The sequence below is a fragment of the Trueperaceae bacterium genome, from assembly GCA_036381035.1.
GTDB lineage: Bacteria > Deinococcota > Deinococci > Deinococcales > Trueperaceae > DASRWD01.
This window is the reverse complement of the sequence record DASVDQ010000066.1, coordinates 1-24,127: the sequence shown is the minus strand read 5'-3', so window position 1 is coordinate 24,127 and position 24,127 is coordinate 1. Positions and strand designations below refer to the sequence as shown.

The 24,127-nt window shown below is 73.7% G+C and carries 26 protein-coding genes; 12 read left to right on the top strand and 14 right to left on the bottom strand.

All coding sequences use genetic code 11. The features are described 5' to 3' along the window. Together VF202_08245 and VF202_08240 are read left to right on the top strand one after the other, a co-directional pair. Positions 1-875, top strand: an 875-nt coding sequence (locus VF202_08245; protein HEX7040085.1) for a deoxyhypusine synthase family protein, incomplete at its 5' end; no start/stop codon positions are given. A gap of 132 nt (positions 876-1,007) precedes the next feature. Next, positions 1,008-1,973: a ring-cleaving dioxygenase gene (locus tag VF202_08240; protein HEX7040084.1), complete on the top strand. Its 966-nt coding sequence runs from the start codon at positions 1,008-1,010 to the stop codon at positions 1,971-1,973. A 6-nt stretch (positions 1,974-1,979) separates the two neighbouring features. On the opposite strand, the gene VF202_08235 is transcribed toward VF202_08240, so the two are convergent. After that, the gene (locus tag VF202_08235) at positions 1,980-2,594 is read right to left on the bottom strand and encodes an acetyltransferase (GenBank protein ID HEX7040083.1); all 615 of its coding nucleotides are present in this window, start codon (positions 2,592-2,594) and stop codon (positions 1,980-1,982) included. 1 nt (position 2,595) lies between these two features. Then, positions 2,596-3,348 (bottom strand): tyrosine-protein phosphatase, encoded by a 753-nt coding sequence (locus tag VF202_08230; GenBank protein ID HEX7040082.1) that lies wholly within the window; start codon positions 3,346-3,348, stop codon positions 2,596-2,598. 209 nt (positions 3,349-3,557) lie between these two features. Between VF202_08230 and VF202_08225 the strand changes: the two genes are divergently transcribed. Further along, positions 3,558-4,391: a neutral zinc metallopeptidase gene (locus VF202_08225; GenBank protein ID HEX7040081.1), complete on the top strand. Its 834-nt coding sequence runs from the start codon at positions 3,558-3,560 to the stop codon at positions 4,389-4,391. A 135-nt stretch (positions 4,392-4,526) separates the two neighbouring features. On the opposite strand, the gene VF202_08220 is transcribed toward VF202_08225, so the two are convergent. Both VF202_08220 and VF202_08215 read right to left on the bottom strand, forming a co-directional pair. After that, positions 4,527-5,483: an aldo/keto reductase gene (locus VF202_08220; protein ID HEX7040080.1), complete on the bottom strand. Its 957-nt coding sequence runs from the start codon at positions 5,481-5,483 to the stop codon at positions 4,527-4,529. 103 nt (positions 5,484-5,586) lie between these two features. Then, entirely contained in the window at positions 5,587-6,336 is a 750-nt protein-coding gene (locus VF202_08215; protein ID HEX7040079.1) for a MerR family transcriptional regulator, read from the bottom strand. Positions 6,337-6,446: 110 nt separating this feature from the next. Here VF202_08215 and VF202_08210 point away from each other — a divergent pair, with 110 nt between their 5' ends. The 3 genes from VF202_08210 (at position 6,447) to VF202_08200 (ending at position 8,914) form a co-directional block, all read left to right on the top strand. Next, positions 6,447-7,571, top strand: a complete 1,125-nt coding sequence (locus tag VF202_08210) for a winged helix DNA-binding domain-containing protein (GenBank protein ID HEX7040078.1) — start codon at positions 6,447-6,449, stop codon at positions 7,569-7,571. A 140-nt stretch (positions 7,572-7,711) separates the two neighbouring features. Next, complete coding sequence (locus tag VF202_08205; protein HEX7040077.1) at positions 7,712-8,161, top strand: nucleoside deaminase; 450 nt, start codon at positions 7,712-7,714, stop codon at positions 8,159-8,161. A 147-nt stretch (positions 8,162-8,308) separates the two neighbouring features. Further along, positions 8,309-8,914, top strand: coding sequence for a hypothetical protein (locus VF202_08200; protein ID HEX7040076.1), 606 nt, complete (start codon positions 8,309-8,311; stop codon positions 8,912-8,914). A gap of 24 nt (positions 8,915-8,938) precedes the next feature. Here the strand turns inward: VF202_08200 and VF202_08195 are convergent, their stop codons facing one another. Further along, entirely contained in the window at positions 8,939-9,574 is a 636-nt protein-coding gene (locus VF202_08195; GenBank protein HEX7040075.1) for a DedA family protein, read from the bottom strand. A 159-nt stretch (positions 9,575-9,733) separates the two neighbouring features. On the opposite strand from VF202_08195, the gene VF202_08190 reads away from it, so the two are divergent. Continuing rightward, complete coding sequence (locus VF202_08190) at positions 9,734-10,594, top strand: metallophosphoesterase (GenBank protein HEX7040074.1); 861 nt, start codon at positions 9,734-9,736, stop codon at positions 10,592-10,594. Between the two features lie 12 nt (positions 10,595-10,606). On the opposite strand, the gene VF202_08185 is transcribed toward VF202_08190, so the two are convergent. After that, on the bottom strand, positions 10,607-11,800 hold the full coding sequence (locus VF202_08185; GenBank protein ID HEX7040073.1) for a DegT/DnrJ/EryC1/StrS aminotransferase family protein: 1,194 nt from the start codon (positions 11,798-11,800) through the stop codon (positions 10,607-10,609). Positions 11,801-11,989: 189 nt separating this feature from the next. Next, positions 11,990-12,223 (bottom strand): putative cation transport regulator ChaB, encoded by a 234-nt coding sequence (chaB, locus tag VF202_08180; protein ID HEX7040072.1) that lies wholly within the window; start codon positions 12,221-12,223, stop codon positions 11,990-11,992. A 140-nt stretch (positions 12,224-12,363) separates the two neighbouring features. Between chaB and VF202_08175 the strand changes: the two genes are divergently transcribed. After that, complete coding sequence (locus tag VF202_08175; GenBank protein ID HEX7040071.1) at positions 12,364-13,530, top strand: FAD-dependent oxidoreductase; 1,167 nt, start codon at positions 12,364-12,366, stop codon at positions 13,528-13,530. Here the strand turns inward: VF202_08175 and VF202_08170 are convergent. Continuing rightward, a complete protein-coding gene (locus VF202_08170; GenBank protein ID HEX7040070.1) occupies positions 13,495-14,268 on the bottom strand; it encodes a SprT family zinc-dependent metalloprotease in 774 nt (257 codons plus the stop codon). The genes VF202_08175 and VF202_08170 overlap by 36 nt on opposite strands. A gap of 30 nt (positions 14,269-14,298) precedes the next feature. Here VF202_08170 and VF202_08165 point away from each other — a divergent pair, with 30 nt between their 5' ends. From VF202_08165 to VF202_08155, 3 genes are all read left to right on the top strand, one after another. Then, positions 14,299-14,805, top strand: coding sequence for a hypothetical protein (locus tag VF202_08165; GenBank protein ID HEX7040069.1), 507 nt, complete (start codon positions 14,299-14,301; stop codon positions 14,803-14,805). 159 nt (positions 14,806-14,964) lie between these two features. Next, on the top strand, positions 14,965-15,498 hold the full coding sequence (locus VF202_08160) for an Hsp20/alpha crystallin family protein (GenBank protein ID HEX7040068.1): 534 nt from the start codon (positions 14,965-14,967) through the stop codon (positions 15,496-15,498). Between the two features lie 204 nt (positions 15,499-15,702). After that, on the top strand, positions 15,703-16,095 hold the full coding sequence (locus tag VF202_08155; GenBank protein ID HEX7040067.1) for a hypothetical protein: 393 nt from the start codon (positions 15,703-15,705) through the stop codon (positions 16,093-16,095). A gap of 197 nt (positions 16,096-16,292) precedes the next feature. Here VF202_08155 and msrA read toward each other — a convergent pair whose 3' ends face one another. From msrA to VF202_08125, 6 genes are all read right to left on the bottom strand, one after another. Then, entirely contained in the window at positions 16,293-16,859 is a 567-nt protein-coding gene (gene msrA, locus VF202_08150) for a peptide-methionine (S)-S-oxide reductase MsrA (GenBank protein HEX7040066.1), read from the bottom strand. Between the two features lie 62 nt (positions 16,860-16,921). Then, a complete protein-coding gene (locus VF202_08145) occupies positions 16,922-18,508 on the bottom strand; it encodes a leucyl aminopeptidase (GenBank protein HEX7040065.1) in 1,587 nt (528 codons plus the stop codon). Between the two features lie 85 nt (positions 18,509-18,593). Further along, the gene (locus tag VF202_08140; protein HEX7040064.1) at positions 18,594-18,911 is read right to left on the bottom strand and encodes a hypothetical protein; all 318 of its coding nucleotides are present in this window, start codon (positions 18,909-18,911) and stop codon (positions 18,594-18,596) included. A gap of 63 nt (positions 18,912-18,974) precedes the next feature. Continuing rightward, positions 18,975-19,769, bottom strand: a complete 795-nt coding sequence (locus tag VF202_08135; protein ID HEX7040063.1) for an ABC transporter permease — start codon at positions 19,767-19,769, stop codon at positions 18,975-18,977. After that, positions 19,770-20,708 (bottom strand): ABC transporter permease, encoded by a 939-nt coding sequence (locus VF202_08130; GenBank protein ID HEX7040062.1) that lies wholly within the window; start codon positions 20,706-20,708, stop codon positions 19,770-19,772. Positions 20,709-20,762: 54 nt separating this feature from the next. After that, positions 20,763-22,286, bottom strand: a complete 1,524-nt coding sequence (locus tag VF202_08125) for an ABC transporter substrate-binding protein (protein ID HEX7040061.1) — start codon at positions 22,284-22,286, stop codon at positions 20,763-20,765. A 151-nt stretch (positions 22,287-22,437) separates the two neighbouring features. Here VF202_08125 and VF202_08120 point away from each other — a divergent pair. Further along, on the top strand, positions 22,438-24,127 hold a 1,690-nt coding region (locus tag VF202_08120; GenBank protein HEX7040060.1), incomplete at its 3' end, for an EAL domain-containing protein.

Sequence of the window (24,127 nt, the reverse complement as noted above, 5' to 3'; positions counted from 1 at the left end):
GGGGCGGCGCGATGATGATCACGCTCGCCGGCGCGATGAGCACCGCCGAGCTGGGCCTGTCGCTGGCCGAGATGATCAGGCGCGACAAGGTGCAGATCATCAGCTGCACCGGCGCGAACCTCGAGGAGGACGTCTTCAACCTCATCGCCCACGACTTCTACGAGCGCCTGCCGCACTACCGCGACCTCACGCCGCAGCAGGAGCAGGAGCTGCTCGAGAGGCACCTGAACCGCGTCACCGACACGGCGATACCCGAGGGCGAGGCGATGCGGCGCCTGGAGGAGGCGCTGCGCGACGAGTGGGTGCGCGCCGACGAGGCCGGCGAGCGGCACTTCCCGCACGAGTTCCTCTACCGGGTGTTGAGGAGCGGCAGGCTCGAGGAGCACTACCAGATCGACCCCGCGGACTCGTGGCTCGTCGCCGCGGCGGAGAAGGACCTGCCGATCGTGGTGCCCGGCTGGGAGGACTCGACGACGGGCAACATGTTCGCGGCCGCTGTCATCGAGGGCACCGTGAAGAACGTTCACACCGTGCGCACCGGCATCGAGTACATGACGTTCCTCGCCGACTGGTACACGCGCGTCTCGGCCGAGCGCTCGATCGGCTTCTTCCAGATCGGCGGCGGCATCGCCGGCGACTTCCCCATCTGCGTCGTGCCGATGCTGCACCAGGACCTGGGCCGCGAGAACGTGCCCATGTGGGGCTACTTCTGCCAGGTGTCCGACTCCACGACCAGCTACGGCTCGTACTCGGGCGCGGTGCCGAACGAGAAGATCACCTGGGGCAAGCTGGCCGTGGACACGCCCAAGTTCATCATCGAGTCGGACGCGACCATAGTGGCGCCGCTCGTGTTCGCGCTCGTCCTGGGCTGGTGAGCGCGGGTCGCGGGCGGTGACGGCACGCCGCCGGGACCTAGGGGTAGGGGCCGGGGCACCCGCTGACGGCCGGCCGTCCGCGTCGGTGACCGGCCGACACTGAACCGGGCGGAAGCGCTGCATCATCGGCTCATGGCGGGCGAGCTGCGCTTCCCCGGCTACCACCACCTGACGGCGGTGTCGGCGGCGATACGCGAGAACAAGCGGTTCTATACCGAGGTCCTGGGCCTGCGCCTCGTGAAGCGCTCGGTGAACCAGGACGACGTGTCGGCGTACCACCTCTTCTACGCCGACGCCGTGGGCAGCCCCGGGACCGACATCACCTTCTTCGACTGGGACGTCCCGCCCGAGCGGCGCGGCTCCCAGACGATCACGCGCACGGGGTTCAGGGTCGCCAGCGAGGCCGCGCTCGAGTACTGGGCGGCGCGCCTCACCGACATGGGGGTGAGGCGCGCCGAGGTCGAGTACGTCGACGGGCGCGCGCGGCTGCGCTTCGAGGACCCCGAGGGCCAGCGCCTGGCGCTCGTCGTCGACGGCGGCGCCGGACCGGGCGGAGTGCCGTGGGAGGGGAGCCCCGTGCCGCCCGAGCACCGGCTGCGGGGGCTGGGGCCGGTGACGATGACCGTGAGGGCGCTGGCGCCCACCGACGCCGTCCTGCGCGAGGTCGCGAACATGACGCCCCTCCGTGAGTACGAGGACCCTCACGACGCGGGTGGGGCCGTGCACGTCTACGGCATGGACGGCGAGGGTCCGCACGCGGAGCTGCACGTGGCGGTCAGGCCCGACCTGCCGCCGGCGCGCCCCGGGGCCGGCGGCGTGCACCACGTGGCCTTCCGCGCGCCCGACGAGGCGTCCCACCGCGCCTGGCTCGACCGCCTCACCGAGCTCAGGGTCCCGAACTCCGGCTGGGTCGACAGGTTCTGGTTCCGGAGCATCTACTTCAGGGAGCCGGGCGGCGTGCTCTTCGAGATCGCCACGGACGGCCCCGGCTTCGCCATCGACGAGGACGAAGGCGCGCTCGGCGAGACCGTGGTGCTGCCGCCGTTCCTCGAGCCGCACCGCGAGCGCATCGTCGGCGCCCTCAAGCCCCTCGACTGAGCGCCCTCAGCGCCTCAGCTCCCGCGCCGGCACCCCGACGACGGTGGCGCCGCCCGGCACGTCCCTGACGACGACGGCGCCTGCCCCCACCACGCACCAGGGGCCGAGCCTCACGCCGGGCAGCACCGTGGCGCCGGCGCCGACGAAGGCTCCCTCCTCGGCCACGACGCCGCCGGCGAGGGTGGCGCCGGAGGCCACCTGCACGAGGTCGGCCAGGGCGCAGTCGTGCTCGATCACCGCCGCGGTGTTCACGATCGCGTGGCGGCCCACTCGCGCGCCCGGCTGCAGCACGGCGTTGGCGAACACGACGGTGCCGCAGCCCACCTCGGTGTCGGCGGCGAGGACGGCGCGCGGGTGGACGAGCACGGCGAACGCGCGTCCGGCGTGGCGCTCGGCGAGGCGCGCCCTCACGCCGTTGTCGCCGACGGCGAGGACCAGCTCGACGTCGTCGGGCACCTCGGTGTCCTCGCCGAGGACGGGCACGTCCAAGACAAGTGAGCCCCGCAGCTCCGGCCGCCTGTCGACCAGCGCCGCGACCTGTCGCCCGGCCGCTCTGGCCGTGTCGACGACGACCTTGGCGTGGCCGCCCGCCCCCATCACCCAGAGCGGCGCGGCCGCCATCTCAACCGACCAGCTTCGCCTCGAGGGCCGCGAACGTCTCGTCGCTCACGCCGGCGCGCGCCAGGTAGGCGACGGCGCCGCCGTGCCTGTCGTCGAGGTGCTCGAGGGCCGGCTCCATCAGCTCCGGCGAAGCGCCGAGCAGGCGCCGGAACTCGGCGCGCGGCACGCCGTCGCGCTCGGCCTGCTCGAGCAGGCGCTGGCGCAGGGGCTCGATGCGGGCGTCGCTGAGCGCGAAGTCCTCGAGCACCGTCTGGCGGTCTACGCCCACGGACTCGAGCAGCAGCGCGGCGAGCAGGCCGGTGCGGTCCTTGCCCGCCGAGCAGTGGAACAGGGCCGCGCCGGGCGCGTGGGCCACGAGCCGCGTGGCCTCCGCGAAGGCGGGGCCCGCGTGGTCGAGGGCGGCGAGGTAGAAGGCGGTGATGTCGTAGCGGTCGGCGATCTCGTGGCCGGACGCGTTGATGTGCGACCACACCTCGACGTTGTGCACGCGGCAGCTCGCGCGCGAGAGGAAGCGGCTCGGCTCGCGCTCGCACTCGACGGGCCCGCGGAGGTCGACGACGGTGGTGAGGGGGAGGCTCTCGAGGAGGTCGAGGTCCGCGTCGGTGAGGGACGCGGGCCCGTCGGAGCGCAGGACGCGGCCCGTCTGCGTCAGGCGGCCGCCCGCGACCGGCAGGCCGCCGAGGTCGCGGGTGTTGAGCGTGCCCTCGAGCGGCAGGAACCGCGAGGCGTGGGAGCCGGCGACGGTGAACGACATCGCCAGATGGTACCGCGCCGTCACGGGCCGCCGTGGCGCGTCGCCGTCAACGCCGCCACGCCTTCGTCGCCGCCCACGGGCAGCGCCTCCTCCTGCCGCCGTACCCGCCCGCCGACGGCCTCGCCTGGGGCGCTCGTGGGCCTCCCTCACGGACGCGCTGGCCACTCACATCGGGGGCGGTGCTAGCTTCCGCCCCACGGAGGTCCGCCATGAAGTGGGAAGACCGCGGTAGGAGCCGGAACCTGGAGGACCGGAGGGCGGCCGGTCCGGGGCGCATGGGGCTGCCCCTCGGCCTGGGCGGCCTGCTCCTCGTGCTGGCGATATCGGCGATCACGGGCATTGACCTGTCCGCGGTGCTGGGGACCGGGCCCAGCTCACGGGTGAGCCCGCCCGTGACCCAGGAGGAGCTAGACGGCGAGGAGGAGCAGGTGAGATTCGTGTCGTTCGTGCTCGACGACGTGCAGGGCACGTGGCGACAGCTCGTGCAGGGCGAGTACCCGGAGGCGACGCTCGTGCTCTACCGCGACGCGGTCGAGTCGGGCTGCGGGCTGGCGCCGGCGGCGGCGGGGCCCTTCTACTGCCCGCTCGACACGAGCGTGTACATCGACCTCGCCTTCTACGACGACCTGCGCCTCCGTTACGGCGCCCCCGGCGACCTGGCGCAGGCGTACGTGATCGCCCACGAGATCGGGCACCACCTCCAGAACCTCACGGGCACGCTCGACCAGGTGAGGGAGGGTCAGCAGGCAGCGCCGGGGCAGGCGAACGCGCTCTCGGTGGCGCTCGAGCTGCAGGCCGACTGCTACGCGGGCGTGTGGGCGGCGTCGGCGGACGGTCGCGGCGTCCTCGAGGCCGGCGACGTCCAGGAGGGGCTCGACGCGGCCGCCGCCGTCGGCGACGACCGCCTCTCCGGCATGGCGGGCCGCTCCGCCAGCCAGGAGACGTTCACCCACGGCTCGTCGGAGCAGCGGGCGACGTGGTTCGCCACGGGCTACGAGACCGGCGACCCCAACGCCTGCGACACCTTCGCCGCGGGCCTCTAGCTCAGTGCGGACCGCTGGCTCCCCGCGGCGATGGGGCCGTCGCGGAGCCGTCGCCAGCGGCGAGCCGGACCGGACGGCGCCGTAGCCGACGCCAGCGCCTCTGCCGGCGCCTGCAGCTCAGCCGACGCCGGCGCCTCAGCCGACGCCGGCGCCCGCGCGCTCGTGCTCGTCGAGCAGCCTCCCCAGCTCCGCGAGGTCATCCGGGGTGAGGTACCAGGCGCCGGCCGCGGCGTTGCGCCGCACCTGCTCGGCGCTGGTGGCCCCCGCGATCACGCTGGCGACCTCGGGCTTGGCCAGCAGCCAGGCGAAGGCCAGGTCGATGAGCTCCTTGCCGCGCTCCGCCGCGAAGGCGATCAGGTCCTCGACGAGGTCGAGGTTCTCCGGGGTGAGGTGCCGCTCCCAGCGCGGGTTGCCGGTGATGCGCGTGCCCTGCGGCAGAGGCTGGCCGCGGCGGTACTTGCCGGTGAGCAAGCCGCTGAAGAGCGGGAAGTAGGGGAGGAAGGCGAGGCCGCGCTCGCGGCAGGCGGGCAGCACGTCCCTCTCGGCGTCGCGCCGGAGCAGGCTGAGCTCGTTCTGCACGCTCACGAAGCGCGGCGCGCCCGGCGCCACCGACGCCTCGGACTCCGCGATCTGCTCGGCCGAGAAGTTCGAGCAGCCGATCTCGCGCACCAGCCCGGCCCGCACGGCCTCGGCCAGGGCGCCGAGGGTGTCCGCGATGGGGACCTCGGGGTCGGGCTTGTGGAGCTGGTAGAGGTCGACGTGGTCGGTGCGCAGGCGCCTGAGGCTGTCCTCGAGGGCCTGCCTCACGTACTCGGGCCTGGCGCCCTGCTTGCCCTCGGCGACCTTGCTGCCGAACTTCGTGGCCAGCACGACGCGGTCGCGGCGGCCCTGGAGGACGCGGCCGAGGAACGTCTCGCTGGCGGTGCCGCCGTAGGTGTCGGCGGTGTCGAGGAAGTCGACGCCGGCGTCGAGAGCGGCGTCGACCACCGACCTGGTGGCTGCCTCGTCGAGGCGGCCGCCGAAGTTGTTGCAGCCCAGGCCCACCACCGACACCTGCAGGCTGCCGATCCGGCGCTTGCGCATCGCTGTCATGCCTCAGGATAGCCGTCGCGGACAGCGGGACCCCGCCGGGGGGAATCGGTGAACGGCGGGCGGGCACCACGTGCCCGCCCGCTCCGAGAGCCGCCGCGGCGGCTCAGCTCAGGTTGTTGGCCGCGTAGACCTTCATGGCGGCCGTGAGCAGCCTCACCGTGGCGTCGTCGCCGATGTTCCTGGCGAAGCGCTGGTCGTTGACGTAGAGGTCGGCGAGGCCCTCGTACGCCTGGCGGTTCGGCTCCCAGGCGATCCGCACCACGGAGATGTGCTCCTCCACGGCGGCCTGGACGCGCGGGTCCTCCGGCGCGGCGCCCTCGCGGGCGAGCGCGGCGAACTTGGCGTGCACCTCGCTCCACATCTGGCCCGAGAGGAACCTCTCGCGCTCGGCCTTGGGCAGGCGGCGGATGCGCTCGTACGAGCGGCCGACCGCCTCGTCGCCGTACTTCTCCCTGGCTTCCTGCTCGTACGGGTTCTGGATCAGCCCGTCGAACATCTCTTCTGGCGTCATCTCTGTGCCCTCCTCTAGGCTCCTGATGGTCCTGTCGACCGTGGCGATGAGCCTGCCCAGGCGCTCCCGCTCCTCGGCGAGCTGCGCCCTGTGACGCCTCAGGACCGACGCCCTCTCCGCCTCGCCGCGGCTGGCCAGTACCGCGGCTACGTCGTCGAGGCCCAGTCCGAGCTGCTTCAGGAGCAGGATCTCCTGCAGCCTCAGCAGCTCCGGCTCGCCGTAGTGCCTCCGGCCGCCTTCGCTCGTGAAGGCCGGCTCCAGCAGGCCGATGGCGTGGTAGTGCCTCAGCGTCCGCGAGGTCACGCCCGTCATGCGGGCGACCTCCTCTATCGACCAGCTCAAGCCCGGTCTCCTTCCCGGCCCGCCACAGGGGCGGGCCGGACGAGAGGATAGAGGTTGACGTTACGTCAACTGCAAGAGGCCGCGTCACGTGCCGGATAGGATGCCCGGCGGTGAACGGGCGCTGGGCGGAGCTGGCGGCGGAGCGCGTGCGGAGCGCGCTCTTGGCGGAGCGCGTCGCTGCCGACCCGGTGGCCGCGGTGCGGACGCTGCTCGCCGTGCAGGCCCAGGAGCACGCCTTCTCGCGCTGGACCGTCGGCCAGCGCGTGGCCGGAGAGCCCGTCGAGGAGGCGGTGAGGCGCGCGGTCGACGAGGGCCGCATCGTGCGCACCCACGTCCTGCGTCCCACCTGGCACTACGTCGCGGCCGAGGACCTGCGCTGGCTCCAGGACCTGACGGCCGAGCGCGTGCTGGCGGGCAGCGCGGGCTGGTACCGCAACAACGGCGTCGACGACGCCTTCCTCGGCCGCGCCCGCGAGGCGCTCGTGCGCGCCCTCGAGGGCGGCAGGCACAAGACCAGGGAGGAGCTGAGGGGCGAGCTGGCCGCCGCGGGCCTCGACGTCTCCGGTCAGCGCATGACCGTAGCGCTCTTCGACGCAGAGGTGCGCTGCCTGATCTGCTCCGGCCCCTTGGCGGGCAACCACCACACCTACGCCCTCGTCGAGGAGCGCCTGCCGCCGGCGCCGCGCCTGGAGCCCGAGCGGGCGACGGCCCGCCTGGTGGCGCGCTACCTGGCCGGCCACGCCCCCGCCAGCCTCAAGGACCTCAGGTGGTGGTCGACGCTGACGCTCAAACAGCTCCGCGTCGGGCTCGAGGAGCTCGGCGACGTCGTCGCGCGCGAGGTGGTGGACGGCGTCGAGTACCTGCGGCTGGCCGAGCCCCCCGACGCGGGCGACGCCTCCCTGCTGAGCGCCTCGGAGGCGCCGCGGTTCCAGCTCCTGCAGGTCTTCGACGAGCTCTTCGTCGGCTACGCGGAGACGCGGCGGCTGCTCGACCCCGACGGCGAGTTCGGCGCCGTGCTGACCATCGGGTGGGGCGAGCTCTCGCACGTGATCGTCGAGGGCGACCGCCTCGTGGGCCGCTGGCGGCAGGACCGGCGACGCGGGGAGCTGGAGCTGACGATGCGCCTCTCGCGCCCGCTCGACCGGGACGACCTGGCCGAGCTCGAGAAGGCCGCCGCCCGCTTCGGGGCGTTCTTCGGCAAGCCCGCGACGGTGGCGCTGAAGGAGCGGGCCTGACGCCGAGGTCGTGGCGGAGCGGAAGGTCGCGGGCGGCGGCGCCACGCGGCCGGCCGCGGCCCGCGCGGTCATGTAGCGTCCGAGAGGCCGGGGCTAGCGTCCGCGAGTAGCCTGGTGGCATAGGGCACGACCCGAGGGAGATGCTGGGGCGGGCTATCGGGCTGGCCGTGGCGAACGTCTCGGCCGGCGGAGGGCCGTTCGGTGCCGTGGTCGTGACCCCCGACGGCAGGGTCTTCGACGGCGTCAACCGCGTCACGCGCGACAAAGACCCGACGGCGCACGCCGAGGTCGTGGCCATACGCACGGCCTGCCGCGAGCTCGGCACCTTCGTCCTCGCCGGCTCGGTCTTGTACGCGAGCTGCGAGCCGTGCCCGATGTGCCTGGCGACGGCGCTGTGGGCCCGCGTGGCCTCGGTCCGCTACGCCGCCGACAGGCACGCGGCCGCCGCGGTCGGCTTCAGCGACGCGGCGTTCTACGAGTACATGACCGGGACCGACCGGAGCGCGATGACCGTCGCCCGCGTGGAGCACGACAGGGCGCACGAGCCGTTCGCCGCCTGGGAGCGCCACGCGGGGCGCGTGCCCTACTGAGGAGGCCGGCAGCTAGCGGCTGAGCGCGGGCCCGCGACGCCAAGGGCGGGCGGGTGCCGCTCGGCGTGGCCCCGCCTCACCCTACTCATGGGCCCCGGAACCCGCGTCATCCGTGCCCGCCTAGGCTCGCGGCCAGAGGAGGGCGCGATGCAGAGAGACGAGAGAGACGCAGGACGCGGCGCCGACAAGGCGCCCATCAACCGCGACGCGTACCCGGAGGACGACCCAGGAGGCGCGGCCGAGCGCGGCCTAGACCCGCTGGCGCCCGGCGACGCCCTCCGCGACGTCGACGACCAGCGCGCGCGGCTCTACCCGGCGCCCATGGCCGGGGTCGAGCCGCTGGAGGGGCACGCCGTCGCCCCCGACGCCGAGGAGACGTCCCTCGAGGACGCCGTGATCAAGGACCGCACCGGCGCCGGGTGGGAGCTGTCCGGCGAGCTCGACACCCGCCCCGCACGCCTCGGCGGCGAGGACGGCCTGGGAGTGATGCGCGAGGTGCGCAGCGCCGACGGCGTCGCGGTGTCGATGCCCGGCACCTGGCGTCCGCCGGCCGGCGAGGTCCCGAGGGACCGGTTCCCCGCCGGCGCGGTGGTCCGCTACGAGGGACCCCTGCACCACGGCGACGGGACCATCGAGGAGGTGACCGAGGACGTGCGCGTGACCAGCGCCGGACGCTACGTCACGGAGGACGGCGAGGAGTACCACATCGTCAACTTCGAGGCCGTGGCCGGTCCGCAGGCGCGGCGCCCGTAGGTCGGGCGTCAGCGGGGGCGGGGGTCAGGCGGCGGTGCGACCGCGCCGGAGGAGCTGCCATACGACCCAGCCGACGACCGCCAGGCCCAGCAGCGCCCACAGGAAGGCCTCGAGGCGGTCCACGACGGCGAGGACGGCCTGCCAGCGCTCGCCCAGCGCCCAGCCGGCGGTGACGAGGGCGCCGTTCCACAGCACGGTGCCCATGACCGTGTAGAGGGCGAAACGGCCGAAGCCCATGCCGGAGACGCCCGCCGGCAGCGAGATCAGGCTGCGGACGCCGGGCACGAAGCGCGCCCAGAAGACGACCTGAGCGTCGTAGCGCTGGAAGAACGCCAGCGCGTCGTCGTAGTCGGCCACGCGCAGCAGCACGTAGCGTCCGTAGCGCCCGATGAAGGCCCGGACACGCTCCTCGCCGAGGACCCGGCCCAGCCAGTAGAAGCCCGTGGTGCCCACGAACCCTCCCAGGCTCGTGGCGAGGAGCACGAGGGCGACGTTCAGCCGTCCCTCGGCGACGAGGAAGCCGGCGAAGGGCAGCACGAACTCCGACGGCACCGGCGGCACCAGGTTCTCGAGCAGGGAGAGGAACGCCAGGCCGGCGTAGCCCAGCGCCTCGACGACGCCGATCATGAGGGTCCGCAGGCCGTCGAGGATCGCGGTCACGGGCGACACCGTACCCCGTTGGGGGCGACCGGGGGACGACCGGCGTCGCCGCGTCCCGGGCCCGCGGTACGACCGGCGCATCCGCGTCCCGGTCCACGAGGGCGCTCGGCGCGCGACGGGCCCCATGGGCGCCGGGGCGCGCGGGTTAGTCTGCCTGCCGTGGACGACGCGGGAGGCGAGCGCAGGGGGCCGGAGCTGTCGCGACGCGAGTTCGTGCGGTCCGCCGGCCTGGCGGGCCTGGCCACGCTGCTCGTGGGCGTCGCGCCGCTGCAGTCTCCCCGCGCCTTCGTCGTCACCGGGCAGGAGCGGCGCATCGCCGGCCTGTCGCGCCCGCTCACGGCGGCGTTCCTCACCGACCTGCACCTCGGGCCGTACCTGGGCGAGGACGCCCTGGAGAGGTGGGTGGAGGCGACGCTCCGGCTCGAGCCCGACCTCGTCCTGCTGGGCGGCGACTTCGTCGACAGGACCTACCGCGGCGACCTCGCGGAGCTCGCGCGGCACCTGCCGCGCCTGACCGCCCCGCTCGGCGTGTTCGCGGTCCTCGGCAACCACGACCACACGCGCTACCGGCGCGTCGAGCCCCTGGCCGCGGTCCTCGCCGGCGCTGGCGTGACGCTGCTCGACAACGCCGCGGCGCGCGTGCGTGAAGACTTCGTCCTCGCCGGCATCGACGACCTGCGCGTGGGACGGCCCGACCTGGGCGCCGCCCTGGCGGACGCCGAGCGCCTCCGCGACGGCTCCGGCGGGGCGCTGGCGCTGCTGTCGCACAACCCGGACGTGATCCCCGAGGTGCGGGGCGGCGTTGACCTCCTCCTCGCCGGGCACACGCACGGCGGTCAGGTGCGGCTGCCGTTCGTCGGGGCCGTCGTCACGTCGTCGCGCTACGGGCGCCGCTACCTCTCGGGCTGGGTGGACGACGGGATGCCGGCGTTCGTGTCGCGGGGCCTGGGCGTGACCACGCTGCCCATCCGCTACGACTGCCCCGCCGAGCTCGTCCACCTCACCCTGCTGCCGGGCTGAGGCGGGTCCCGCTCAGCGGGTCGCCCGCGCCACGACCTCCGCCACGAGGCCGGCGGCCGCGTCTATCGACTCCTCGCTGAGCGTCGGGTGCACGGGGAAGCCGAGGACGGTCTCGCCGATCTCGCGGGCCACGGGCAGCGGCTCGGCCGGCGCCAGGCCGGCGCTCACGAACGCCTCCTCGCGGTAGATCTCGCTGCAGCTCCCGACCTTGAGGAAAAGGCCGGCGGCGGCCAGCTCCTCCTGGATGCGGTCGCGGTCCCAGCCGGCCTTCAGCGCCTCCGGCACCACGTAGCCGTAGAGGCGGTAGTAGGCGTGCCGCACGCCCTCCCGCGGCTCGGGCAGCCTGAGGCCGGCGAGGTGGCCGAGGCGCTCGCGCCACCGCGCCGCGTTGCGCGCTCGCGCGGCCACCGACGCCTCCAGGCGGCCGAGCTGGATGCGCCCCAAGGCCGCCTGCATCTCGGTCATGCGCCAGTTCGTGCCGAACCTGTCGTGCAGCCACTGGTAGCCGGGCGGGTGCACCTTGTGGAACACGGTGTGGTAGCCCTTGCCGTGGTCCTTGTACGACCACGCCCAGTCGAACCAGTCCTCGCGGTCGAGGGCCAGCAGTCCGCCCTCCCCGCCGGTCGTGATGATCTTGTCCTGGCAGAACGAGAACGCCGCCATGTCGCCGAAGGAGCCCACGGGCTGCCCGTCGATGGCCGCGCCGTGCGCCTGCGCGCAGTCCTCGACCACGAGCAGGCCCCTGTCCCTGGCCAGGTCGAGGATCGCCGGCATGTCGGCGGGCCAGCCGGCGAGGTGCACGACGACGATGGCCTTGGTGCGCGGCGTGAGCGCCCGCTCGATCGTCTCGGCCGTGATGTTGCCGCTGTCGCGGTCGACGTCGGCGAGCACCGGCCTGGCGCCCACGACGACCGCGGCGCCGGCCGAGGCGATGAACGTGCGCGGCGTCGTGACGACGTCGTCGCCCTCGCCCACGCCGCCGGCGCGCAGGGCCAGCTCCAGCGCCACCGTGCCGTTCATCAGGGCGATGGCGTGCTTCCGACCGAGGGCCTCGGCGTACTCGCGCTCGAACGCGAACACCTGCTCGCCGGTCCACTGGTTCACGCGGCCCGAGCGGAGCACCTCCGCGACGGCGGCGACCTCCTCGTCGGTGTAGCGCGGCCACGGTTCGAAGGGGCGTACGAGGGGCTTGGCGGCGCTTGTCATCGGTCCTCCGGGACGGGCCGCACCGCTTGGAGCGCGGGCGGGACGTCACCACGATGCTACTCGCGCCCCGGTCCGGGCCCGCCTACGCGGTCACGCCGGTAGCGTGGCCGGCCGACGCGGGCGGCGGGCTGGAGCGACGTGTGCCGGGACGCGTCGGGCCGCCCTCGCGCCGCGCTCGTCCGCCCGGCGTCAGCCGCCCTTGCTCACCCACCTGCCGCTGTCGTCCTTGCGGTACTGCTGCTTCACGGCGCTCCAGGCCACCTTGTGGGCGACCTCCTCGCGCGAGGCGTCGCCGCGCCGCTCCTCGGGCTCGTCGTACTGCTCCCAGGCGCTGTTGAACGCCTCCTTGTAGATCTCCTGCGCGTGGCGCGGCAGGTTGTCCCTGACGCTGTCGGGCAGCTCGCTGATCGCGTCGTACGGCATGGTCCGTCCTCCCCTCGGGCCCCCGGCGCGATGCTCGGGCCGGCGCCGGTGTGAGGCGTGTGACCCGGATGTGGCGGCGCTGCGGTCGCCGGACAGGGCGGCCGGAGCGGCGACCGCGCCCGGCCGGTTATCGTCGCGGCGTGGAGACCGTGGAGGTCGCCGGCGGCGCGGGGCGCCTCGTCGACACCGGCCCCGTCTGGGACGAGGGCGGTTCGCTCGCGCTGCCGACGCTGGTGGGCGAGGCGAGCGCCGACGTCTGCGTCGTCGGCCTCGGCGGCACGGGCCTGTCGGCGGTGAGGACGGCGAGGGCGCGCGGCCTCTCCGTGGTCGGGCTCGACGCGGCGGGCGTCGCCTCGGGCGCGGCGGGTCGCAACGGCGGGTTCCTGCTCGCCGGGCTGGCGGCCTTCCACCACGACGCCGCGGCGGACCTCGGCGCCGAGCGCGCGACCGCGCTCTACCGCCTGACGCTCGAGGAGCTCGCGGCGATGGAGCGGCTCACGCCTGACCTCGTGCGGAAGACGGGGTCCCTGCGGCTGGCGGCGTCGCCGGAGGAGCTCGAGGACTGCCAGCGCCAGCTCGCGCGCATGCGCGCCGACGGCCTGCCGGCCGAGCCCTACGCGGGTCCGGAGGGGGAGGGGCTGCTCTTCCCCGAGGACCGCGTCTTCGACCCGCTCGCCCGCTGCCGGCGGCTGGCCGCCATGGCTCTCGCCGAGGGCGCGGACCTCTACGGCGGGTCGCCCGCCGTGTCGATCGCGCGAGGGACCGTGACGACCCCGGCGGGACGCGTCGACTGCGGGGCCGTGGTCGTGGCCGTAGACGGCGGGCTCGAGCGCCTGCTGCCGGAGCTCGCCGGGCGCGTGCGCACCGCCCGACTGCAGATGCTCGCCACCGCGCCGACCGACGAGGTGAGGCTGCCGCGGCCGGTGTACCGCCGCTACGGCTTCGAGTACTACCAGCAGCTCCCCGACGGGCGCATCGCGCTGGGCGGGTACCGCGACCGCGGCGGCGAGGGTGAGTGGACCCACGACGCCAGGCCTGACGCGGCCGTGCAGGACCTCCTCGAGACCTTCCTGCGCGAGGACCTGGGCGTGAGGGCGCCCGTGACCCACCGCTGGGCGGCGCGGGTGGGCTTCTCGCGGGGCGTGCTGCCCGTCTTCGCGAAGCTGCGGGGCGGCGTCGTCGCCGTGGGCGGCTACAGCGGCACCGGCAACGTCGTCGGCTCGCTGCTGGGCCGCGAGGCCGTGGCGGCCGCCGTCGGCGACGAGAGCGGCCTATCGGGCCTCTTCGGCCTCGCCGAGATCGGCTGACGGGCCCCACACGGCGTCGGCCCACAGGGGCTCGGCCCGCAGCGCGGCCCTGGCGTCGCGCCAGCCGGGCAGGTGCCGCGCGACGACGGACCAGAACCGCGGGCTGTGGTCGGGCACCAGCAGGTGGGCCAGCTCGTGGACGACGACGTACTCGAGACAGGCCCGCGGCCTCGTCACGAGCGCCAGGTTGAGGACCACCTTGCCGGCGCGCACGTGGCAGGTGCCCCAGCGCGAGGTCATGCGCCTGACCTGCACGGTGGGCGTCGGGAGGCCCATGCGCCCCGCCCACAGCGACACCTCAGCGGCGAACTCGCGGGCGGCGACGCGGCGCAGGCGCCGCTGCAGGGCGGCCAGCTTCTCGGCGCGTCCGGCGCCCGGGGCCGTCGTGACGAGCAGCGTGGGGGCGGGCGGCTCGCCGTGAGGCCTGGCGCCGCGCTCGGCGAAGCGCAGCGTCACGCGCTCGTCGAGGACCGCGATCGTCTCGCCGTCGACGCAGCTCAGCGGGTCGCGGCGCGCCACGGCGGCGAAGCGGCGCCGGTGGCGCTCGATCCACTCGCGCCGCGCGTGCAGCGCCGCGACGACGGCGCGCTCGGGCATGCGCAGCGGGGCGCTGACCTCGACGCGCCCGTCGGGCGGGTAGACCCGCAGCGTCAGGTTCTTGACGCGTTTGCGCACCAGACGGGCCGTGACCCCGCCCGCCTCTATCGTGCGCGCCGCGCGGCGACTCTCGTCGTGCACCACGCGAACATACCTGCTATCCTGCCGCCCATGCGCACCACAGACGAGGGGCGGCCGGCGGGGGCGACAGCCACGGCGGGTCGACCGGCGGGGGCGGAGGCCGCTGCCGGGTCCGGCGACCACGTGGCGCCCCTGGGCAGGGGCCGTGGGATGGAGCTGGCGCTGCGCCTCCTGCCGCGACCGCGTCCGGGTCCGGCGACCGAGTTCTGGCGCGTGTTCGTCAAGGCGTTCCATAGCCTCGCCGTGCTGGCGATGGCCTCGGCCTCCGTCTACCTCGTCTACTGCGCGCTCTCCGGCCGGCGCGACGTGTTCACCGTGCTCTCCCTGGTGATGATCGGCGTCGAGGCCGTCGTGTACGCGACGTTCGGCCGCGCCTGCCCCCTGACGATCCTCGCGCGCAACCTCGGCGACGACGGCGGTCACGACTACCTGTTCCTGTGGCTGCTCGGACGCTCGCGCATCCACTACGTGGCGCGCGCGCTGGCGCTCCTCGCCGTCGTCGGCGTGGCGTCGATACTGCTGGCCGAACTGCTCTGAACCCTTGCCGTCGGGCTCGGCTCGCCGCCGAGGGGGTCCTGTCAGCGCCGCGTGCCAGCGCTCATGAAACTTGACACGAGCGGGCTCACATTTCATAATACAGGTAACGGTCGTGGCGCCTTGCCGTCACGACGACGCACCACAGTACGGAGGTGAGTGATGACGCTCAGCACCAGGTTCAGCAGGCCACGCGGCCTGGGGACGTTCGCGCAGTCGCCCTTCGGCCTCTTCTCCGACATCGAGCAGCTCCTCCAGCCGCTCACCGAGCTCGGCCGCGGCAGCATCGGCGTCTACCACCCGCTCGACCTCTACGAGACCGATGACGCCGTCGTCCTCGAGATGGCCGTGCCCGGGGTGTCGCCCGAGGACCTCGACCTGAGCCTCGAGGGCAGGCAGGTGACGATCCGCGGGCGCTCGGCCGAGACGGAGGACGAAGGCCGCCGCTACTGGCTGCGCGGCATGCCGCGCGGTGAGTTCAGCCGCACGGTGACGGTGCCCAGCGGCATCGACGCCAACGGCATCGAGGCCAACGTCGAACAGGGCGTGCTGACGCTGCGGATGCCGAAGGTGCCCGAGGCGGTGGCCCGCAAGATCGCCGTCGGCAGCGGTCGCGGAGAGGCGGTCAAGACCATCGAGACGGCCAAGGAGCCCGCCGCCGAGGCGGTGGGCGCCGCGGAGCAGCAGCCGGCCTGAGCCGCCGCGTACCGACCGCGACCGTAGGCCAGCCGCCGACCGGGGTACGGTCGGCGGCTTCGCTTGGGGAGTGCGCCGGGAGTACGGCCGAGGTTTCCCCAAGTACTACCGCCTACTACCCGGGAGGCACTGACCCTCGTTGTACACTCGTCGCCGGGGAGATGATGGGGGGTGCGACGGGAGAACCACATGGCATTGACTGAGGTGAGAGTCCTGGTTCCCGAGGAACGCGTCGGCGAGTTCTACAGGCTGGTCGGCAACTTCATCGGCGGCGCTGCCGAGCAGGAGGAAGCGCCAGCGCGACGGCGCGGTCGCCGTCGCCGGGCCGAGGGCCAGAAGCTCGCCAGCACCAGCCGGTACGCCCCGCTCCACGAGCACCTCAAGGGCGTCCCGAAGGACACGAAGTCCTACGAGCTGAGCTTCGACGAGATCGCCACGATCATGGGAGACAAGCTCCCGCAGTCGGCCTACGACCACCGCGCCTGGTGGGCGAACACCGAGTCGCACTCGCAGGCGCTGGCCTGGATCTCGGCCGGCTGGAAGGTCGACAAGGTAGACCTCGAGAACCAGCTGATCCACCTCGTAAGGCAGCGCTGAGCCTCGGTCGGGTGGGGCGCCTAGGGGGGCGCGCCCTCAGCCCACCCGCACACGGAGAGCGGCCGGCCCCAGGGCCGGCCGCGGTCGTTAGATGACCGGTCCGCGGCGCAGGTACCGCCGGCGGACCGCCGCGGTCGGTACCGGGGCACGGCGCCGCGCCGGGACCCGCGCCGGCCCACGGGTCCGCGGTAAGTGCCTCAGGCCGGGGGAGCGGCGGGCGGAGCGTCCCGGCGCAGCCGGCTCAGGTGCTGCTTGCGGAACTTCGCGACCTTCGGCGCGATGACGGCCGCGCAGTAGGGCTGGTACGGGTTACGCGCGAAGTAGTCGTCGTGGTACCCCTCCGCGGGGTAGAACTCGCCGGCCGGCTCCACCTTGGTCACCAGCGGCGCGTCGTAGAGCCCCTGCTCTTCCACGCGCCTCAGCGCGTCCCTGGCCCTGCGGTCCTGCTCCTCCGAGAGCGTGAAGATCGCCGACCGGTACTGCTCGCCCACGTCGTTGCCCTGACGGTTCGGCGTCGTGGGGTCGTGGATCGTGAAGAACACGTCGAGCAGGTCGTCGTAGGTGATCACGCTCGGGTCGTACGTCACGCGCACGACCTCGGCGTGGCCGGTGGTGCCGCTGCACACCTGCTCGTAGCTGGGGTTCGGCACGTGGCCGCCGGCGTAGCCTGACTTCACCTCGACGACGCCGTTCAGCTCCTTGTAGACCGCCTCCAGGCACCAGAAGCAGCCGCCGGCGAGTATCGCCGTCTCGAGTCGTTCCACCGCCACCTCCCAACGACGCCGGGCTGAGAGGGCCCGGCCGCGTCCATCATCGCCCCCCGGGCCTACGAGGCACGTGCGGTGAGGAACTCGACGAGCAGCCTCACCCCGTAGCCCGAGGCCCCGTTCTGCAGGTAGGCCCGCGGGCCCGGCTTGTCGACGAGCTCCATGCCGGCCATGTCGACGTGCGCCCACGGGTAGTCGACGAACGCCTGCAGGAAGGCCGCCGCCGTGCCCACGCCGCCCTGCGAGCCGCCGGAGTTCTTCAGGTCGGCGACCTGCCCCTCGATGGTCTTCGCGTACTCCTCGAAGAGGGGCATGCGCCAGACGCGCTCGCCCGACTCCTCGGCGGCGCGCGCGAGCTCGCCGGCCAGGGCGTCGTCGTTGGCGAACAGCGACGCGCTGACGCCCGCGCCCAGCGCCACCACGGAGGAGCCGGTGAGCGTGGCGATGTCGACGACGGCGGCCGGGCGGTAGCGCTTGGCGTAGACGAGCGCGTCGGCCAGCGCCAGGCGGCCCTCGGCGTCGGTGCTGATCACCTCGATGCTGGTGCCGTCGCTCGCCACGATCACGTCGGAGGGTCTGTAAGCGCGCCCGTCGGCCATGTTCTCGACGCAGGGGCAGAGCCCTATCACCCTGAGCTCGAGCCCCAGCTCGGCCACCGCGGCCATGGCGCCGATCACGGCGGCGGCGCCCGCCATGTCGCCCTTCATGGGCACCATGCCGTCGCGCGACTTCAGCGAGAAGCCGCCGGTGTCGAAGGTCACGCCCTTGCCCACCAGCACTACCGCCGGCAGGTCCTCGCGGCCGGCGTTGTGCTCCATGACGACGAAGCGCGGCTCGTGCGCGCTGCCGCGCGCCACGGCCAGCAGCGCGCCCATGCCCTGCTCGGCGGCCCAGGCGGCGTCGTGGACGGAGACGCGCAGGCCCCCGCGGCCCTCCAGCGAGGCCGCGGCCGCCGCGAGGTAGGCGGGCGTGGCCACGTTCGCGGGCGCGTTCACCAGGTCGCGGGCGAGGAACGCGCCGGCCACCGCCGCGCGCGCCAGACGGGCGCCCTCCTCGAGCGCCGGCAGCTTGGCGGGGTCCGCCTCGAGCAGCGTCACGCGCTCGAGCCGGGAGCGCCCGTCGTCGCGGCGCTTCCAGCCGCGGAAGTCGTAGGCGGCCAGCGCCGAGCCCTCGAGCGTCGCCCGCGCCGCCCTGACCGGGTCGAGGCCGCCGATGCCGGCTCCGTGGGCGATGGTGCCCAGGCTGGCGGCTCCCAGCTCCCGCGCGCGCTTCGCGGCGGCCGCCGCGGCCCGCCGGGCCGCCTCGGGGCCGAACGACCCGCTGGGGCCGAGGCCGACGACGAGCAGGCGCTTCGTCGGCAGCGCGCCGCGGGGGTGGACGACCGCGACCTGGCCGAGCTTGCCGCTGAGCTCGCCCGCGGCGATCAGCTCGGTTACGGCGCCGTCCAGGGCGCGGTCGGCGGCTCCCGTCGCGCCTCCCGGCGACGTGACGTCCTCGAACAGGTTCACGACGAGGGCGTCGCCCTCCCAGGCCTCGAGGCGCGAGGCGGCGACCTCGAGGGCGGGCGGCGTGGTGGACGGCGCGGGGGCGGTGGCTACGGCTGCGTGGGGGTCGGGGTCGCTGTGGGCCCCTGGCGCTGCGCTCATGCGCCGATGCTAACCAGGCGCGCGCCGCTCGGTCGCCAGGCGGCCCCGCACCGCGGCCGCGAGGCCGGCGTCGGGCCCGAGGGCCTCAGTTGTCGAGGCGACCCTTCCCGGAGGCGACGAGGTCGGCGACCCACACGGGGCGCCCCGGCGCCGTGGCGGGCCCGCCGGCGACGGCCGCGGCCAGCGCCTGGTAGGCCTGGTAGGCGGTCTCGCCGTCCTCGGAGTCGAACAGCACGTACTCGACGCCGCCGGTGGACACGGCCACCAGCTCGAACAGGTCGGGCTCGGCGGCTCCGGCCTCGAGCTGCGCCTGGTCGACGTCGTCGGGGTAGACCTCGATGACCTCGATGCTCTCCATCGCGTCCAGGTTGACGAGCCTATCGTCGAGTGTCCAGACCCACATGGTGTGCTCCGCCTTGTCGAGGGAAGTGGTCCGGCGGCAGCCGGCTCGCGCCGATGATACCCGTCACGAGCGGCGGTCGAGCCGGTCGCGCATGCCGTCGGCGATGAACTGGAAGGACAGCGACGCCGCGGCGAGGAACAGGCCGGGCCCCACGGCCGCCCAGGGCTGCCTGGTGAGGAACGCCCGCGACTCCTGCAGCACGTTGCCCCAGCTCGGGGTCGGCAGGGGAACGCCGAGGCCCAGGTAGGAGAGCGAGGCCTCCACGAGCAGGAACGTGGCCGCGGTGCTGGCGCCCTGCACCAGCAGGTTGCCGACGAAGTTCGGCAGGGCGTGCCGCACCACCTGCCGCGGACGCGACGCGCCCAGCGCCACGGCCGCCAGCACGTACTCGCTCCTCAGCTCGCTGCGGGCGTAGGAGCGGGCCAGCCTGAAGTAGACGGGCGACCCGGCGACCCCCATGGCCAGCACGGTCTGGGCGGCTCCGCCGCCGAGGATCGCCACCACCAGGAGCACGAGGAGGAAGCCGGGGAACGCCAGCAGCGAGTCGAAGGCGCGCGTCAGCACGGTGTCGACGGCGCCGCCCAGCGCGGCCGCCACCGAGCCCAGGGCGCCGCCCAGGAGCATCGTGAAGGCCGTGGCCGAGAGCGCTATGGAGAGCGAGACGCGGCCGCCCGCCAGCGCGCGGGCGAGGACGTCGCGGCCGAGCCTGTCGGTGCCGAGCGGGTGCTCGGCGCTGAGCCCGGCGTAGGTGGCGCGGTAGTCGGGCTCGAGCGGGTCGACGGGCCTCAGCACCGGGGCGAGCAGCGTGCTGAGCAGCACGAGCGCGAACAGCGCGAACCCGAAGCGGGCGCGGGCCACCTAGGCCGTCCTCAGCCGCGGGTCGGCGGCGAGCTGCAGCAGGTCGGCGAGCCAGTTCACGCCCACGTAGACCACGACGGCCAGTACCGTGACGCCCTGCACCACGGGGTAGTCGCGGGCCGAGATCGCGCCGAGGATCGTGGCGCCCAGGCCGGGCAGGCCGAACACCTGCTCGACGACGATCGTCCCCGTGAGCAGACCGCCCAGCTCCAGGGCCAGCAGCGGCAGCACGCCGGGCAGGGCGTTGGAGGCGATGTGCCGCGCCACGGCCCCGCCCGTCAGCCCCTTGCTGCGGGCCGTGCGCACGTAGTCGGCGCGGCGCTGCTCGAGGACCAGGGCGCGCGTGAGGCGCGCCACCTGCGCCGAGCGGGGGATCGCCAGCGTGAAGGCAGGCAGCAGCAGGTGCCACGACGCCTGCCACGACAGGCCGGAGGGCGGCAGGCCGATCACGGGGAACCAGCCGAGGTCGACGGCGAAGAACAGGATGAGCAGGAAGCCGAACCAGAACTCGGGCAGCGCCAGGGCAGCGGTGGCGAACAGCGTCGTGAACCTGTCGACCGCGCCGCCCGGCCGGAGGCCCGCGAGCATCCCCAGGCCGACGCCGATGACGAGCGAGATCACGAACGCCAGCGACGCCAGCGCGAGGGTCACCGGCAGCCGGTCGAGGAGCACCGCCGTCACGGGCCGCCGCTCGCGCAGCGAGTCGCCGAGGTCGCCCCTCACCACGTCCCCCAGGAAGCCGACGTACTGCGCGCCCCAGGAGCCGGCCAGGCCGAGGCGCTCGCGGATGGCGGCGATCTGCTCGGCGCCGGCGTCCATGCCGCCGAGGATCGTCGCCGCGTCACCGGGCAGGGCCCGCATGCCGACGAACACGAGGGTGAGCACCACCCAGAGCGTGACGACGAAGCTGACGGCCTGGCCCAGCAGGTAGCGAGTCAAGGGACCTCGGGAGGAGCGCCCCGGGCCCTTGCTACGGGGCCCGGGGCGCGGGCGTCACTCGAAGTGCGCCGTCCGGAAGTCGAACGAGTCGAGCAGCGGCGTGATCCAGAAGCCCTCGAGGTTCGCCGCGCGGGCGTGCACGCGGCTGGGGGTGCCGAGGTAGATGAACGGCGCGCCCTCGTGGAGCCGCCTCAGGACGTTCGCGTAGACCTCGCGGCGGGCGCTCACGTCGGTCTCGCTCGCGCCCTCCTCGAGCCACTGCGCGACCTCGGGGTCGTCGAAGCCGGGGTAGTTCGTCGCCTCGGTGCCGTAGCCGTCGAGGCGGCCCGTCGGGTCGAGCTTGCCGGTGTGCCCGATGACGGTGATGTCGTAGTCGTGCGCGCCGGCGTAGATGTCCGAGAGCCAGACGCCCCACTCCACGATGCGGATCTCGGCGTTCACGCCCACGTCGCGCAGGTAGTCCTGGATCATCTGGCCCGCCTGGATGTGGTTCTCGTAGGGCTGCGGCAGGGCCAGGTCGAGCGTGACGCCGCTGTCCCAGCCGGCCTCCGCGAGGAGGGCGCGGGCGGCCTCCGGGTCGAAGCCGAAGGGCTCCACGTCGTCCGGCATCCAGGGGCTGCCAGCCTCCATGAACGTGCCGATGGGCGTGCCGCCGCCGTAGGCGACGTCGAGGACCGTCTGGCTGTCGACGGCGAGGTTGAGGGCCTGGCGCACGCGCGGGTCGGCGAGCGCCTCGCGGCGGGTGTTCAGCGCCGCCACCAGCGCGAGGCCGGACGGGTCGCGCACCAGCTCGAGGTCGGGGTTCGACTCGATGAGCTCCTGGTCGGCCGCGGCGACCGTGTCGATGACCTGGAACTCGCCGGTCATGAGGCCCTGGAGCTGCACGGCGCTGTCCGGGACGAAGCGGATCACGACCTCGTCCACCTGCGGCGCGCCCTGGTAGTAGTCCGGGTTCGCGGCCAGCGTGACGGCGTTGTCGCGCTGCCAGGAGACGAACGAGAACGGCCCCGTGCCCACGGGCTCGTTGCCGAAGTCGTGGCCGGAGGCGACCTTCTCGGAGGGCAGTATCGCGCCCCAACCGGAGGCGAGCGAGGCGATCAGCGCCGGGGCCGGCTCGCTGAGGTGCACGACGACGGTGCGGTCGTCGACGGCCTCCACGGAGGTGATGGCCTGGAACTCGCTGGCCTTCGGCGAGGCCGTGTCGGGGTCGCGGATGCGGTCGAGCGTGGCCACGACGTCCTGCGCGTCGAGCGGCGTGCCGTCGTGGAACGTCGTCTCGACCAGGTGGAAGGTGTAGGAGAGGGCGTCGTCGCCGACCTCGTACGACTCGGCCAGCGCCGGCACGATCTCGCCGTTCCGGTCCACCTCCACCAGCGTGTCGTATATCGACTTCGCGACCTGGAAGGCGGCCGTCGCCGACGTGAGCTGCGGGTCGAGCGTGTCCGGCTGGGCCGACATGGCCAGCGTCAAGGTCTGCGCCGTGGCGCTGCCTAGCACCGCCGCGAAGGCGACTGCGAAGAGGACGCTACGCCAGCGACGGCGCGCCGGGCTGCGGTGATACAGCCTTGCCTGTTCCATCCTTGCCTCCATGTCGGTTAGAGCCGATGGCCCATGCTAACGCGCTGGGGCCGCGAGGTCATGCGCGGGCAGGCCGCCGAGCGAGTGTCAGGTAGGCGTCAGGGGCGAGTAAGAAACGCGTGACCGGTCCCGGTCTAGCGTCGTCGGCATCATGAGTGCGGGCCTACGCCGCTTGTCTCCCATCGTCGCTTGGGTCGGATACGTGCTCGCGTACCACCACCTCGTGGGAGCCCTCGGGCAGTACGCCGAGATCCTCGGCCTCCTGCCCGTAGCGGCGAGCGGCGCCGCGTGGGGCCTGGCGGGCGGCAGCTTCGCCGGGCTCGTGGGCTTCGCCATGGTGCGCGTCCTCGCCTCGGGCCAGGGGCTGGAGGAGTGGGTCCTCACGTACACGTTCGACGGCAGGCACGGCTTCGAGCTGCTCGCCTTCATCGGCACCGGGGCCTGCGTCGCCTTCATCCAGCGCTTCAGGCAGACGATCGCCCAGGAGCGCCAGGCGGCGATGCGCGCCCAGGTCGACCCCCTCACCGGTGCGTTCACGCGCGGCGCCTTCGAGGAGCGCCTCTCGGCCGCCATCGAGAGGGCCTCGCGCGACGAGGACGACGGCCTGGCGCTGCTGTTCGTCGACCTCGACAGGTTCAAGTTCGTCAACGACACCTACGGCCACGAGGTCGGCGACAAGCTGCTGCGCGAGGTCGGCCGGGTGCTGCGCGAGAACGTGCGGGGCCACGACCTCGTCGGGCGCGTCGGCGGCGACGAGTTCACGGTGGCGCTGCTGGGCGTCAGGGAGGAGCGGGCCGCCGCGGCCATCGCCCGCGGCCTGGTGCGCGAGCTGAACGCCCCCATCAGGATCGACGGGCGCGACGTGCAGGTGTCTGCGAGCATCGGCATCGCGCTCTGCCCGCGCGACGGCACGACGCCCGACATGCTGCTGAAGAGCGCCGACGCCGCCATGTACGAGGTCAAGGAGGGCGGCAAGAACTCCTACTACTTCTCGACCGTCGAGGTCAGGACGCGCCTGAGCCGCCGCCTCGAGCTGGAGCGACAGCTGCGCCAGGCGCTGCACGAGAACGAGCTCGAGGTGCTGTACCAGCCGCAGGTGCGCCTGTCCGACAACAGGCTCGTCGGCTTCGAGGCCCTGCTCAGGTGGCACAGCCCCGAGCTCGGCATCGTCTCGCCGGGCGAGTTCATCCCCGTGGCCGAGGAGGCGGGGCTCATCTCGCCCATCGGCCACTGGCTGCTGCGGGACGTGGCGCTGAGGCTGCGCGACTGGCTGCGCGCCGGCTACACGCCGGTGAAGCTGGCCGTGAACGTCTCGACGATGCAGTTCCACCAGAAGTCGTTCGTCGACACGGTGAGGGGCGCCCTCGACGACTCCGGCATACCGCCGGAGCTGCTCGAGATCGAGGTGACCGAGAGCGTGCTGGTCCGCGACTACGACCTGGCGCTGCGCACGCTGATGCGGCTCGACAGGCTCGGCGTCCCGACCGCTCTCGACGACTTCGGCACCGGCTACTCCTCGCTGGCCTACCTGCAGAGGCTGCCGATCAGGACCCTGAAGATCGACAGGTCGTTCGTGCAGGGGCTGGCGCCGCAGGCCGTCGACCAGGCCGTGAGGGTCGCGCACCCCGAGCTGGCGGCGCTCAACACCGACCCCGGCCTGCGCCGGCACACGGGCATGCACGCCGGCGCCTGGACCGAGATCGCCACGCGGGCCGTCGAGGGCAGCCACCTGCCCGCCAGCACGTTCCCGATCGTCGAGGCGATCTGCGCGATGGCGCACAAGCTGGACAAGCACGTCGTCGCCGAGGGGATCGAGACGGCCTACCAGCGCGACTTCCTCA

Bases quoted from the DNA above. Each gene is read 5' to 3' on its own strand.
- VF202_08165 (HEX7040069.1), top strand. From the start codon at position 14,299: ATGCGCACCACAGACGAGGGGCGGCCGGCGGGGGCGACAGCCACGGCG.
- VF202_08205 (HEX7040077.1), top strand. From the start codon at position 7,712: ATGCTGGGGCGGGCTATCGGGCTGGCCGTGGCGAACGTCTCGGCCGGC.
- VF202_08185 (HEX7040073.1), bottom strand. From the start codon at position 11,800: ATGACAAGCGCCGCCAAGCCCCTCGTACGCCCCTTCGAACCGTGGCCG.
- VF202_08145 (HEX7040065.1), bottom strand. From the start codon at position 18,508: ATGAGCGCAGCGCCAGGGGCCCACAGCGACCCCGACCCCCACGCAGCC.
- VF202_08140 (HEX7040064.1), bottom strand. From the start codon at position 18,911: ATGTGGGTCTGGACACTCGACGATAGGCTCGTCAACCTGGACGCGATG.
- VF202_08225 (HEX7040081.1), top strand. From the start codon at position 3,558: ATGAAGTGGGAAGACCGCGGTAGGAGCCGGAACCTGGAGGACCGGAGG.
- VF202_08125 (HEX7040061.1), bottom strand. From the start codon at position 22,286: ATGGAACAGGCAAGGCTGTATCACCGCAGCCCGGCGCGCCGTCGCTGG.
- VF202_08200 (HEX7040076.1), top strand. From the start codon at position 8,309: ATGCAGAGAGACGAGAGAGACGCAGGACGCGGCGCCGACAAGGCGCCC.
- VF202_08160 (HEX7040068.1), top strand. From the start codon at position 14,965: ATGACGCTCAGCACCAGGTTCAGCAGGCCACGCGGCCTGGGGACGTTC.
- chaB (HEX7040072.1), bottom strand. From the start codon at position 12,223: ATGCCGTACGACGCGATCAGCGAGCTGCCCGACAGCGTCAGGGACAAC.
- VF202_08220 (HEX7040080.1), bottom strand. From the start codon at position 5,483: ATGACAGCGATGCGCAAGCGCCGGATCGGCAGCCTGCAGGTGTCGGTG.
- VF202_08230 (HEX7040082.1), bottom strand. From the start codon at position 3,348: ATGTCGTTCACCGTCGCCGGCTCCCACGCCTCGCGGTTCCTGCCGCTC.
- VF202_08235 (HEX7040083.1), bottom strand. From the start codon at position 2,594: ATGGCGGCCGCGCCGCTCTGGGTGATGGGGGCGGGCGGCCACGCCAAG.
- VF202_08240 (HEX7040084.1), top strand. From the start codon at position 1,008: ATGGCGGGCGAGCTGCGCTTCCCCGGCTACCACCACCTGACGGCGGTG.